The sequence below is a fragment of the Blautia intestinihominis genome (genome assembly GCF_040096655.1).
Classification (GTDB): Bacteria; Bacillota; Clostridia; order Lachnospirales; family Lachnospiraceae; genus Blautia_A; species Blautia_A intestinihominis.
Genome location: NZ_JBBMEI010000018.1, coordinates 23,885 through 37,122, shown reverse-complemented (window position 1 = coordinate 37,122; position 13,238 = coordinate 23,885). Strand labels below are relative to the sequence as shown.

Annotated in this window: 12 protein-coding genes; 9 read left to right on the top strand and 3 right to left on the bottom strand. The window is 44.7% G+C overall.

Annotation, left to right across the window (positions count from 1 at the left end):
• The first annotated feature begins 276 nt into the window (after positions 1 to 276).
• A complete protein-coding gene (gene feoB, locus WMO75_RS07340; protein ID WP_118699083.1) occupies positions 277 to 2,640 on the top strand; it encodes a ferrous iron transport protein B in 2,364 nt (787 codons plus the stop codon).
• A 33-nt stretch (positions 2,641 to 2,673) separates the two neighbouring features.
• Here the strand turns inward: feoB and WMO75_RS07335 are convergent, their stop codons facing one another.
• Entirely contained in the window at positions 2,674 to 3,765 is a 1,092-nt protein-coding gene (locus tag WMO75_RS07335; protein WP_303223591.1) for an FtsW/RodA/SpoVE family cell cycle protein, read from the bottom strand.
• 181 nt (positions 3,766 to 3,946) lie between these two features.
• On the opposite strand from WMO75_RS07335, the gene WMO75_RS07330 reads away from it, so the two are divergent.
• The 5 genes from WMO75_RS07330 to WMO75_RS07310 all read left to right on the top strand — a co-directional run bounded on the left by WMO75_RS07330 (position 3,947) and on the right by WMO75_RS07310 (position 8,756).
• Positions 3,947 to 4,768, top strand: coding sequence for a MerR family transcriptional regulator (locus tag WMO75_RS07330; RefSeq protein WP_303019496.1), 822 nt, complete (start codon positions 3,947 to 3,949; stop codon positions 4,766 to 4,768).
• 44 nt (positions 4,769 to 4,812) lie between these two features.
• Positions 4,813 to 5,496, top strand: a complete 684-nt coding sequence (locus WMO75_RS07325) for a DNA alkylation repair protein (protein ID WP_199705007.1) — start codon at positions 4,813 to 4,815, stop codon at positions 5,494 to 5,496.
• Positions 5,497 to 5,598: 102 nt separating this feature from the next.
• Positions 5,599 to 6,591, top strand: coding sequence for an aldo/keto reductase (locus WMO75_RS07320; RefSeq protein ID WP_303223592.1), 993 nt, complete (start codon positions 5,599 to 5,601; stop codon positions 6,589 to 6,591).
• Between the two features lie 69 nt (positions 6,592 to 6,660).
• On the top strand, positions 6,661 to 6,915 hold the full coding sequence (gene spoIIID / locus WMO75_RS07315) for a sporulation transcriptional regulator SpoIIID (protein WP_022213424.1): 255 nt from the start codon (positions 6,661 to 6,663) through the stop codon (positions 6,913 to 6,915).
• 113 nt (positions 6,916 to 7,028) lie between these two features.
• On the top strand, positions 7,029 to 8,756 hold the full coding sequence (locus WMO75_RS07310) for a helix-turn-helix domain-containing protein (RefSeq protein ID WP_349077875.1): 1,728 nt from the start codon (positions 7,029 to 7,031) through the stop codon (positions 8,754 to 8,756).
• 16 nt (positions 8,757 to 8,772) lie between these two features.
• Here the strand turns inward: WMO75_RS07310 and WMO75_RS07305 are convergent, their stop codons facing one another.
• Complete coding sequence (locus WMO75_RS07305; protein WP_118253143.1) at positions 8,773 to 9,861, bottom strand: pyridoxal phosphate-dependent aminotransferase; 1,089 nt, start codon at positions 9,859 to 9,861, stop codon at positions 8,773 to 8,775.
• Between the two features lie 145 nt (positions 9,862 to 10,006).
• Here WMO75_RS07305 and WMO75_RS07300 point away from each other — a divergent pair, with 145 nt between their 5' ends.
• From WMO75_RS07300 to WMO75_RS07290, 3 genes are read left to right on the top strand one after another with little or no spacing between them, the layout of a single operon-like run.
• Entirely contained in the window at positions 10,007 to 10,258 is a 252-nt protein-coding gene (locus WMO75_RS07300) for a hypothetical protein (RefSeq protein WP_022213421.1), read from the top strand.
• Positions 10,259 to 10,278: 20 nt separating this feature from the next.
• Positions 10,279 to 10,830, top strand: coding sequence for a GNAT family N-acetyltransferase (locus tag WMO75_RS07295; RefSeq protein WP_303223593.1), 552 nt, complete (start codon positions 10,279 to 10,281; stop codon positions 10,828 to 10,830).
• 26 nt (positions 10,831 to 10,856) lie between these two features.
• Positions 10,857 to 11,633, top strand: a complete 777-nt coding sequence (locus WMO75_RS07290; RefSeq protein ID WP_303223594.1) for a sulfite exporter TauE/SafE family protein — start codon at positions 10,857 to 10,859, stop codon at positions 11,631 to 11,633.
• 17 nt (positions 11,634 to 11,650) lie between these two features.
• Here WMO75_RS07290 and WMO75_RS07285 read toward each other — a convergent pair whose 3' ends face one another.
• Positions 11,651 to 13,216 (bottom strand): CDP-glycerol glycerophosphotransferase family protein, encoded by a 1,566-nt coding sequence (locus tag WMO75_RS07285; RefSeq protein WP_303223595.1) that lies wholly within the window; start codon positions 13,214 to 13,216, stop codon positions 11,651 to 11,653.
• Positions 13,217 to 13,238 lie beyond the last annotated feature (22 nt).

Sequence of the window (13,238 nt, the reverse complement as noted above, 5' to 3'; positions counted from 1 at the left end):
GATATTTTGACTTTTTACAGAATAACTATTGACAAATATTCTCATTTAGCATACGGTTAGTTCGTACGTACTGAGAAAAAGTATCATTACTGTTCGCTTCGCTCACAGTAATTTGGTCAAAATGCATTCCAAATCACCTTCGGTGATGGCATTTTGCCCCGTATGTCTCGGGATTTTGCCATATTCATGGCAAAACACCTCGCAGGATATTTCCTGTGAACAGTAATAAATATCAATAAAAACTAAAGAACAGAGGAAAGAAGAGGAAAGCAGATTATGACATCATTAAGAGAACTGCCGATCGGGAAAACCGCGACGATTCGCTCTGTCGGTGGCGAGGGGGCTTTGCGACAGCACTTTCTGGACATGGGTCTGATTCCGAAGGGTGATGTGACCATGGTGAAATATGCACCGATGGGAGACCCGATGGAACTTCGTATCCACAGTTATGAACTGACACTGCGTCTTGCAGATGCGGAAAAGATTGAGATTGAAAATATCCGTGATGCAAAAGAAACGAAACAGAAGCCAACGCCTTTGCAGAAGAAAGCAGCCGAGGCGATGCCGCATCCGGGACTTGGCGAGGGTGGAAAGTTCCATGAAAAGAAGGATGAACATCCACTGCCGGATCATGTACCATTGACATTTGCACTGGCGGGAAACCAGAACTGTGGCAAGACGACGCTGTTTAACCAGCTTACAGGATCAAGCCAGCATGTGGGAAACTTTCCGGGTGTTACGGTAGACCGTAAGGATGGAATGATCCGTGGCAAAAGCAATACACTGGTAACAGACCTTCCGGGAATTTATTCCATGTCACCGTATTCCAGCGAAGAGATCGTAACGAGGAATTTTGTTCTGGATGAGCACCCGAAGGGAATCATCAATATCGTTGATGCTACTAATATAGAAAGAAACCTTTATCTGACCATGCAGCTGATGGAGCTGGATGTGCCGATGGTCCTTGCATTGAACATGATGGACGAGGTGAGACAGAATGGAGGCTCTGTTCTGGTCAATCGCATGGAGGAAATGCTTGGAATTCCGGTCATACCGATCTCGGCAGCCAAGAACGAGGGTATTGACGAACTGGTAGAGCATGCGCTTCACGTTGCGAAATACCAGGAGAAACCACGGATCATAGATTTCTGTGATGCAAATAAAGACGGAGGCGCTGTTCATCGATGCCTTCATGCAATCATGCATCTGATCGAGGATCATGCACAGGCAGCAGGAATCCCGGTCCGTTTTGCAGCGGCAAAGCTGGCAGAGGGAGATCAGCTGATCATGGACAGCCTGAAGCTGGATCAGAATGAGAAGGAAACTCTGGAACACATCATAAAGCAGATGGAAAAAGAACGTGGACTCGATCGGGCGGCGGCGATCGCACATATGCGGTTTGATTTTATTGAGAGAGTCTGTGATGAAACGGTTGTCAAACCAAAAGAGAGTAAGGAACATCTTCGCAGTATGAAGATCGACCGGATTCTGACCGGCAAATATACAGCGATCCCGTGTTTCGTGGGAATCATGGGACTTGTGTTTTTCCTGACATTCAGTGTGATCGGAGCATTTCTCCAGAATCTGCTGGATATGGGGATCACGGCACTTGGAGGTATGGTGGACCGTTGGATGACGGCAGCGAATGTGAGCGATGTCATTCATTCTCTTGTGATCGATGGTGTGTTTAACGGAGTGGGAAGTGTCTTGAGTTTCCTTCCTGTTATCGTGACGTTGTTTTTCTTCCTCTCGCTTCTGGAGGACAGTGGATATATGGCGCGGGTTGCGTTTGTGATGGACAAACTGCTTCGTAAGATCGGGCTTTCCGGCAGGAGCATCGTTCCGATGCTGGTCGGTTTTGGATGTACCGTACCGGGAGTTATGGCGAGCCGTACACTTCCGTCAGAGCGTGACCGTAAAATGACGATCATGCTGACACCGTTTATGAGCTGTTCTGCGAAGCTTCCGATCTATGCATTTTTTACAGCGGCGTTTTTCCCGGAACATGGAGCGATCGTGATGATCGCACTGTATTTTGGAGGGATCGTGATGGGAATCCTGATGGCACTTCTGATGCGCCGGACACTCTTCAGTGGAGAGGCGGTTCCGTTTGTTATGGAACTTCCGAACTATCGTATGCCGGGAGCAAAGAATGTCGGACATCTTCTCTGGGATAAGGCAAAAGATTTCCTGCAGAGAGCATTTACAGTTATTTTCGTCGCAACGCTTGTGATCTGGTTCCTGCAGACATTCAATGCGCATCTCAGCATTGTGGAGGATTCCAAAGACAGCATTCTTGCCATGGTGGCAAGTGTAGCGGCACCGATCTTCAGACCGATGGGATTTGGCGACTGGAGGATCTCCACAGCACTGATCACAGGATTTATGGCAAAGGAAAGTGTTGTTTCCACACTGTCTGTTCTGTTTGGAAATACAGCGACACTGCTTTCCTGTATTACACCGCTCTCAGCAGCAAGCCTTCTGGTGTTCTGTCTTCTGTATACACCATGTGTGGCAGCGATCGCTTCTATAAAGAGAGAACTTGGTGGCAAATGGGCAGTTGGTGTTGTGATCGGGCAATGCGTGATCGCATGGCTGGCAGCGTTTGTGGTCTATCTTGTGGGAGGATTTTTCTTCTAAAAGACATTAGTTGGTTATCTTTATACATAAGATTTATCTGCGGTGATGACTGACGTTCAGGGCAAGCCCCATTTCACCGAGAAGGAATACAATGGAAGTTCCTCCGTAACTGATGAAGGGGAGGGTGATCCCTGTGTTGGGGATCGTGTTGGTGACAACGGCGATGTTTAGGATGACCTGGATCGCCAGATGTCCCATGATCCCGGCAGAGAGAAGCGCACCGGAAAGGTCTGTACTGTGCATGGAGATCACACAGAGCCGCCACAGGAGCAGACCAAAAACAAGGATCAGGAGAATGGCTCCGGTGAGACCGAGTTCTTCGCAGATAATCGAATAGATCATATCATTCTGGGCTTCGGGTACGAAGCCCAGTTTTTGTATACTGTTACCCAGTCCCCGTCCAAAAAGCCCGCCGCTTCCGATTGCGTAAAGTCCCTGGATCGTCTGGAAGCCTTTTTCATATTTTTCAGGATCCCGCCAGATCGCAAGGCGCTCCAGACGGTAACTTTCTGCAGCAAGAAAAATGGCGATAAATCCAATGCCTGCACCGCCGAGAGCGATGAACTGGAGATAATGAGGTGACGATGCAAAAATCAGAATGACACCAATTCCGAGAATGATGATCGCGGTACTTAAGTTGTTGGAACCGACCAGGCCGACAATGGGAAGCAGGGTAAACATCGTCCGGCACATGAACCAGAATCCGTCCGTCTTTTTGCGGGAGCGGTCGATCTGCCAGGTCAGAAAAAGGACAACAGCGACTTTGGCAAATTCGGATGGCTGGAAAGAAAGAGGACCGAGATTCAGCCAGCGCCTGGAACCGTTGATCTCCTGTCCAAAGAGAAGCACGGCTGTTGAAAGAAGCATGGAAAGAAGATATGCTGCAGGGGCGAGCTGGACAAAAAAGTGATAATCTATACTGGAAACAAAATACATAGCACCCAGCCCGAGCGCAGAGGCAAAGAGCTGTTTTTTGAAGTAATAGGCAGAGTCATGGAAACGGACTCTGCCATTGTATTCGCTGGCACTGAGAAGAATGACAAGACCAAAAACAGTCAGGAGGATCACCAGGGTCAGCATGGTCATATCCATCCGGGAAGAAGCTTTTTGTTTGTCCCTTGGCATGACAGACTCCGAAAAGGCTTTTATCTAAAGATATAAAGAAAACAGGAAAAATATACCTCAGGGATTGTACGAAAGAGAGGCTTTTTATATTCTGCGAGGGGATTGACATGGTATGAGACGCGGTATATCATGTGCAAAAAGGGTAACAACAGTAAGAAAAAATCTGAAAACGAGGGACATTATGCAGGATAAAAAACTGCTCCAGATCGGAGAGGTGGCAAAAATTTTTCATGTCAGCATGGGGACTTTACGCCATTATGAGCAGGAAGGACTTCTGGAACCGGAGTATGTGGATGAAAAAACAGGCTATCGTTATTATGGAGTCCGTCAGCTTGAAGTGCTGAATACGATTCGTTATCTGCGGGTGCTGGATCTGCCGCTTTCGGAGATCGCGGAGTTTCTACATGACAGAGACACACAGGTGATGGAGGAGAAGCTGGTCCGGCAGAAAGAGATCATCGAGAAAAAAAGACAGGAGTTGGATATCATTGCAGGGAAGATCGACCACCGCCTGGAACAGCTTCGGGATGCGGTGAGTTCAGAACTGGATCAGATAAAAATGGTCTGTACACCGAAATGCAGGATCGCATGGATGAAAGATTCCCTGAAGCCGGAATCGTATCTTGATCTGGAAACTGCCATCCGCCGTCTGCAGAAAGGGCAGAAGGAGCCGCTGGCATTCTTGGGCAAAGTTGGCGTGGGGATTTCAGAAGAAAAATTAAAGAAGGACGATTTTCAAAGTTATGACCTTGTTTTTCTGAGACTTGATGAGGAAGATATTTACGAAGGAAAAACGGAGATTTTTCCAGAACAGAAATGCGTATCGATCCGTTTCTGCGGAGGGCACAATGCGGCACCGCAGTATTACAGGAAACTTCTGGAGTACATACGGGAACGGGGCCTTAAGATCGCCGGATTTTCCAGGGAGATCACGCTGATCGATTATGGAATGACGAATGATACGGACAAGTTTGTGACGGAGATCAGGATTCCTGTTGTGTGAGAGAGGAATACAGATAAAAATACAGAATTTGGGGAGACAGTGAAATGCTGGATATTGAGAAATTAGAGGAACAGTTATTTGAAATGCAGGATTTGAAGTACAGGGATTTCCACAGTAAACTTCTGCCGGGGACTGATAAGGAAACCCTGATAGGGATCCGTACACCGATGCTGCGTAAATTTGCCAAAGAATTTGCAAAGACACCGGAGGCAGAAGAATTTCTGCAGGTCCTTCCACACCGATATTATGAAGAAAATAACATGCATATGATGATCGTGACAGGGATCAAAGATTACGAAACCTGTCTTGCCGAAGTGAAGAAGTTTCTTCCATATATAAATAACTGGGCGACCTGTGACCTGCCAGCACCGAAATGTTTTGCGAAGCACAGAGAAGAACTTCTGCCGGAGATCAGAAGTTGGATCGCTTCCGGTGAAACTTATACGATCCGTTATGGGATCGGTCTGCTGATGAGTTTTTATCTGGACGAGGCTTTTGAACCGGAATACCTGGAACTTGCAGCAGGAGTCCGTTCGGAAGAATATTATGTAAACATGATGATCGCCTGGTATCTTGCCACAGCTCTGGCAAAACAATGGGAAGCGACCATTCCCTATCTGGAAGAACGGCGTCTCCCGGAATGGGTACACAGGAAGACAATCCAGAAAGCCGTCGAAAGCTACCGGATAACACCGGAACAGAAGGTATATCTGAAGAGCCTGAGATGAATCATGTGAATTGAGTGAAAACTTCTTGACTTCAAGTGTACTTGAAGTGATAATCTTCTATAAAAGCAATAAAATATATGCGCATATTGGGAGGTAAAAATCATGTACACTGCATCAAAAGACAGATATACAACTATGGAATACAGTCACTGCGGGAACAGTGGGCTGATGCTGCCGAAGGTGTCACTGGGGTTGTGGCATAATTTTGGGGATACTGCGAATTTCGAAAATATGAAGCAGCTTTGTTTTACAGCATTTGATAATGGGATCACACAGTTTGATCTGGCGAATAATTATGGACCGGAGCCGGGAAGTGCGGAGAAGAATTTTGGCAAGATCCTTAAGGAAGACCTGGGAATTTACCGTGATGAGCTGATCATTACGACAAAAGCCGGTTATGAAATGTGGGATGGTCCTTACGGAAACTGGGGGAGCCGCAAGTATCTTCTTGCGAGCCTGGACCAGAGCCTGAAACGTATGGGACTGGAATATGTGGATATTTTTTATCATCACAGAATGGATCCGGATACCCCGCTGGAGGAAACAATGGGAGCACTGGCAAGTGCTGTTCAGAGCGGTAAGGCACTTTATGTCGGACTTTCCAACTACGATGGCAAAACACTCAGTGAGGCGGCTGCCATCCTCAAAGACCTGCGCTGCCCGTTTGTGATCAACCAGAACCGTTATTCTATCTTTGACAGAACGGTAGAAAAGAACGGACTTAAGAAAACAACCGGCATCCTCAAGAAAGGACTCATCACATTCAGCCCGCTTGCGCAGGGACAGCTCACTGACCGTTATCTGAATGGCATTCCGGAAGACAGCCGTATCCGTACAGACGGAAGATTCCTTAAGGAAAGCGCTCTTGACGAACACAGACTTGATCAGATCCGTAAGTTGAACGATCTGGCAGCACAGCGTGGCGAGAAACTTGCAGACATGGCTCTTGGATGGCTCCTTCAGCAGAAGGAAGTGACCAGTGTACTGATCGGTGCATCCAAACCGCAGCAGATCCTTGACAATGTAAAAGCGATCAGCTGTACACCATTTACGAAAGAAGAACTGAAGCTGATCGATGAGATCTCACTGAATTAAAAGAATAAGGAATGTTTACAAGAATCCCCCGCATACACTATAAAAACAGTGTCTTCGGGGGATTTTCCTTTGAAAGATTATATTGAAGAGCGGGCAGTGGAAGTAGCATGTTACATAATTGAGACCAGGGCAACGGTGCGGCAGGCGGCGAAAAAATTTGGGATAAGCAAGAGTACGGTGCACAAAGACTGTGCAGAACGTCTCAGAATGATCAATCCATCCTTGGCAATGGAAGTGAGGAAGGTCCTCGATGTAAACAAGCAGGAGCGTCATATCCGTGGGGGACTTGCTACGAAGGAAAAGTATCTGCATATGGTGAGATAATGTTGCGTATATAGAAATATTTGTACTAAATATAAGCGTGGTTTATATTTTTATACTATAATGCACCATAAAATAACAAAAGTGCAAAAAAGCATTGGCAGGAAGGTACACTTATGATGTTTCATGAAGAACTGAGAAAGAGCCTGGACGAAATGAACTGTACACAGAAAGAACTTGCTGAGGCGGGAAATCTGCCGGCCAGTACGGTAAATCGCTATGTTTCAGGAAAAAGAGTTCCGGAGCAGAGAAGTGAACAGTTAGAAAAAATACTCGATGGGTTGCAGATTTTAAGTAACAGAAAAAAATATACTGGATTTTCCAGAGAAAACTTTTATAAGATACTTGAGAAGCAGCTGGAAATAACTTCATTTGACTATGAGAGATTTCGCAAAAATCTGAATATGCTGATCGATACGCTTGAGATCAAAGTCAGCAAGATGACAAAGGAGCTGTATTACGAACCTTCCTATATTCAGAGAATCAAGAGCGGACAGAGGCGACCGGCAGATCCGGAGGATTTTGCAGGAAAGGTCGCGGCATATATTCTGGAACATCATATTGCGGACCGTACAGGGATCCGGCAGTTACTGGGAGTTGAGAAGGATAAGATCAGAAACGATGAAGAAGCTGTAAAAGCACTGGAGGAATGGCTGTGCACCGGAGAAGATCCACTGGTTGATCCGACAGATATATTTTTACGAAAAATAGATGAGTTTGATCTGAATGAATGCCTGCATAAGATTGATAAATCGGGAGAGTCCTATGTGACCCTCCCTTTTACGACACGAAAAATATATTATGGAAAAGAAGGAATGATGAAGGCAGAAATGAATTTTATCAGGCTGACGCTGGCTTCGGAATCTATGGAGCCGTCAATTCATTACAGCGATATGCCTGTTGAAAATATCTTCGGAAATCCGGAATTTTGTAATCGATGGATCGAGGGGATTATGCTTCTGCAGAAAAAAGGTTTGAAACTGGTAGTTATCCATAATATGAGCAGATCGCTCCATGAACTTCTTCTTGGGATGGAAAAATGGATTCCGGTTTATATGGCGGGACAGATGGAGTCTTATTGTCTTTATCAGAGCCGGAGAAATAATTTTTGTAACGGGATCAGAGTTTCAGGTGCAGTTGCGCTGCGCGAAGGTGCGGTCAGGGGCTTCGATGAAGACAGCAAATACTATGTGACAGAAAAGAAAGAGGAAGTGGCTTATTACAATAAACAGATCCGAAATCTGATCTCAAGGGCAAATGTCCTGATGAAAGTGTACAGAGAAGAAAATAAACAGGAATTTTCCAGGTTTCTGCTGGAAGATCAGAAGGAGCAGGGAAAACGGAGAAATATCCTTCCGTCACTGCCCTTATACACAATGTCAGAAGCGACTTTAGATGAGATCATTTCCGAAAACTATTTTTCTTCTGAATTTATAAGAGAGCTGAAGTATTATTATCTGAACCAGAAAACAAGGGTGGAAGATATTTTGAAACACAGTGAAATGGAAAATGAAGTTGCCGTGCAGGAGGAGACGAATATTCAATTCTGTTTTATCCCGCTGGCAGGTATCTTTGGCGGTCAGGAATTATGGTATTCTGCAGATTTATACAAAAAACATCTTGAAGAAACGAGAAATTTTGCTGCCAGCCATACAAATTATATTCTGATCGAAAATTCTGCACCAAAATTCAGAAATCTTCAGGTATCCATTATGGATGAAAATTGGATTATGCTTTCCAAAACAAAAAATCCAACGATCCACTTTGTGATCCAGGAACCAAAACTCTGTAAAACTGTGTGGAAAATGATAGAGAAACGAAAGGCAAAAGAGAGTAGAGAATAAGACAAAAGCAGCTGGATCACAGCTGCTTTAATACGTTAAGTAAACGTGTATTATCTTCTGGCATCATGATGCAGAAGCGGATGAATTCTCCGTCAAGGCACTGGAAAGAAGCACAGTCACGGATCATGAGCCCTTCTTTGATGCAGGCTTCGAAGGCATCGGAAGAAGTAAGTCCCGGTTTCTGGATCTTGAGCAGGATAAAGTTTGCATACGCAGGATAAACTTTGTATGTTGGGAGTTCTTTCAGTTCTTTGTAAAGTTTGTCCCTTTCAGAAAGAATCAGATTTCTGGTCTTCTGGATATACTCCTGATCTTTGAACATTAATTCTCCGGCATAGGCACCAAGACTGTTGAGGGACCATGGTGTCTGTTTCTCTCTCATTTTGGCGAGAAAATCCATATTTCCGGTGACACCGTAGCCAAGACGCATTCCCGGTGCGGCATAGAATTTGGAAACGCCACGCAGAACCATGAGATTCGTAAATTCCTGTGTAAGCGGAACTGCGGTGATCTCATTGATATCCGGTGCAAATTCTACATAAGTTTCATCGATCATCACGAAAATATTATGCTTAGCACAGAAAGCGATCAGTTTACGGAGTTCATTCTGGGTAATCGCAGAGGAAGTCGGGTTGTTAGGATTACAGAGAATAAGGAAATCGTAACCATTTTCGAGCGTCTTGCAGAGATCATCAATATCCAGGCAAAAATCCCGTTCTTCCTGAAGATGATAATATTCCTGTGTGCTTCCGGAGAAAGAAAGTTCACGGGAGTATTCGGAATAAGTTGGTCCCAGGATCAGGGTATGCTTCGGAGCTCTTTCCTGGATCAACAGAGAGATCAGCTCGCTGGATCCATTTCCCGGGAGGATAAAGTCAGCCGGAATATTGCAGTATTCAGAAATTGTATTTCGAAGAGAAGTATAATTTCGATCCGGATAGGAAGAAAAAAGGTCAATATTTGAAGCCAGTGCATCCCTGACTTTGGATGAGAGTCCAAGCGGATTGACATTGGCACCGAATTTTACGATATCTTCTTTATTTAAATGATAGTACTCACATATTTTTTCTATGTCACTTCCATGAAAAACTATCTTTGTAGTCATAGCTGTACACTTCCTCGTATTTTTTTAGTCTTTTACTATCATAAAGCATTCCGGATCTATCTGCAAGTAGATAAACTTGCTTTTCAGGCGTATTTTGCATATAATAGTAGTCAGTTTTGCAGATAAACAGTTGGGGGGAAGAGAAATGCGATTACAAAAAGTACAGGATGCATTGGAAAAAAAGAATATCAAATATGAATACACAGAAGAAGACGGATGCGGGAGCCTTGATTTTATGTTCCGCGGCCTGAAATTCCATGTGTGGGAATATCATGATGGAGTCTGGGGAGCAGAGACCAATATTTATGAGGCTGGAAGAAGCCAGGATATTGAAGGAGATTATGAAGCGGAGATTTCAGCGGAGATCCTTTCCTGGCCGGATATGATCAGCAATTAACAGACAGGAGTCGGAAAACTATGAAACTAATAAATATCGCAGATGAGGGAGCGGGATACAAAGCACAGCTTTATGAATTGTATGACAATGCATTTCCGGAGCAGGAAAAAAAGCCGCTGCATGTAATGGAACAGCTTGTCGATGACGGCAAAATGGAAATGCTTGCGATGGTGGATGGAGATGAGTTTGTAGGACTTGCCATCAATATGATCAGCGGGGATCGTGCGCTTCTGGATTACTATGCGATAACACCGGAGAAGCGGAGCTGCGGCTATGGAAGTAAGGGACTGGAAGTCCTGCTTGCACATTTTGAGAATAAGAAATATATCTTTGAGATCGAGACACAGGATGAACAGGCCGATAATGCAGAGGAACGTAGAAGGAGAAAGGCTTTTTACCTGAGAAATGGTCTGAAAGAGACCGGGCTGTCTGCGAATGTATATCATACAGATTTTGAAATCCTCACACCGGATGGGGAACTGTCTTTTCAGGAGTATGTGGATTTTCTGAGAGAAGTTCTGGATGAAGAGTATGTGCAGATGCTGCGTCCTACTCTGATTTCTGAGAGATAAAATAAACAAGGAATAAGGGGAGAGTTATGGGAGAACACATTGTTTTAGTCTATCTGGTTGTATGCTTTTTTGTATTTCTGGCAGGTTTTGTGGATTCGATCGCAGGCGGAGGCGGACTGATCTCACTTCCGGCCTATATGATCGTAGGTCTGCCGGTGCATACAGCGATCGCAACAAATAAGATCAGCAGCAGTATGGGAACAGCAGTATCATCTTTTTATTATCTGCGTCAGGGATTTATGAAATGGAAGATCTGTGCACCATCCATTGTAGCGGCCTTTATAGGATCTGCACTTGGGGCAAAGATCACACTGATGATTGATGAGAAAGTACTGAAGATCGCCATGCTGATCGTGCTGCCGATCATTCTTTTTTATGTGCTTCGAAGCAAAGCACTACAGGAAAATCCAGATTACGAAGTGGTAGATAAAGTAACTCCGAATCTGATCATGAAATGTATCGTTATCGCATTTGCAGTTGGAATTTATGACGGAATCTATGGACCGGGAACAGGCACATTCCTGATGCTGCTTTTTACAGCTTTTTGTCATCTTTCTCTGCATGATGCGGCAGGGACAACAAAAGCGATCAACCTGACTACAAACATTTCGGCACTTGCAGTATTTCTGTTCAACGGGGCTGCGTATATTCCGCTGGGACTTGCAGCAGGGTGCTGTAATATGATAGGAAATTATCTGGGAAGCCATTGCTTTACAAGTAATGGAAGCAAGATCGTTAAGCCGATCATCGTGGTTGTGATCGTGATCTTTTTCATAAAAGTATTAACAGAATTGATAGGATAAGAAGAAAGACCGGGGCGTTAATAGCCCTGGTCTTTTATAAATTCATAAGTTCGTCTGCGATTGTTGTGGTCGTGATAAGCGAGATATTTCTTTCGCATTTCTGCGTATGCAGTCTTTTCTTTAAAACCATTTTCATAGTATTCGTGAATCTTCGGAAGCAGTTCCTCTCTGGTAAGGCAGCGTTCGCCGAAGAGATCTTTTTCCATGTCGATATAGCTTCCATTTGTTTCATTGTATTTGTCCAGATCAAACTGATAAAAAAGTATCGGTTTGCCAAGATAATAAACATCCCACGATACACTGGAATAATCGGTGATCAGCATGGAACATTTCATAATAAGTTGGTTCAGCGGAACACTGCCAAATGGGATCAGCCTTATCAGCGGATCATCTGCATGAAAAGCAGAGATGTACTCCCGGAGTTTCGGATGGATATAAAAGATCAGTTCGGTATGCGTCTGATGCAGAAATTCCCGGAGTTTCGGATCATTCAGAAGGGCAGCATATTCTCTGTAATAACTGCTCTGCCGGAAGGTTTCATCACTCTGGTCTTCCAGCCAGCTTCGCCATGTTGGCATAACAAGGATGGAAGGATGCGAAAGATCTGATCTGTCTTTCAGAACATCCCAGCGGCTGAGACCGGTCACAGGGATCTGTTCTGGTCTGTATCCGAAGTCCTGCTCGATGATCGCTTTTTCCATTTCGGAAGAAGCTGTGAAATAAGTCATGGAACTTGTGCCGCTGGCTCCAAAAAGATTCTCTACCCGCTTCAATGCCAGAACACCGTGCTGGAGAAAATAAATATCATGTTTGTTGATCTCCCGGGAGATAAGGTTTGGCATCGGTTTCCACGCAAAGGCATGAAGCCGGCTGTCAGAAGCAATATACAGCCGGGCTGTCATGAGGTACAGAAGATGGCAGAAACTCAGGAATGGAATGACATTGGAACGATACTTCCGTGTGGCCTTCCATTGTGGGGAAGATTTGTCCAATATAAAGAAAATGTTTTTCTTTTCTTCTGCTGGAAGATGTTTCATACAATACTGGAAAAAATAAAAACCATTGTCCTGAGCAGAAATACAGTATTTTTCATAGATCAGCCAGATATGCCGTTTCTTAAAGAGTGGGTTCATCAGTTTGCCAAGACCAAAAGCGGCGAGTTCTTTAAAATGAAAAAGAGGACTGTCGTATGACCGCAGTGGACGGCTCCGCAGGATAAAACGATGCCCGGTACTCCCCATCGGGAAAAACAGACATGTGTCTTTTTTTACAGAGTAGCTGCCGAGAATAAGCTGCATGCGAAGACGGCTGCCAATAACAGGCATCCAGGAGTCTGGACAGTCGTCTGAATACAGCCGCAGGTTCCAGTCGTTTTCACCAGGTTCCAGAACAGAGACATCGATCTGAAAGATCAGGTTCTGTGGATTTTTGGAAACACAGCGGAGCTGATGCCGGAAATTTTGTGAAGAATTCTGATAAAAAAGTTCTGCCTGAATCTTCATATCCGGTCTGGGGAGCTGTATTGTGAGATAAAGCTGTGATCTTTTTATTTTTATATGGGTTACATGTAATGAATGTTCCATGAAAAACTTCCTGTCCTTGTGA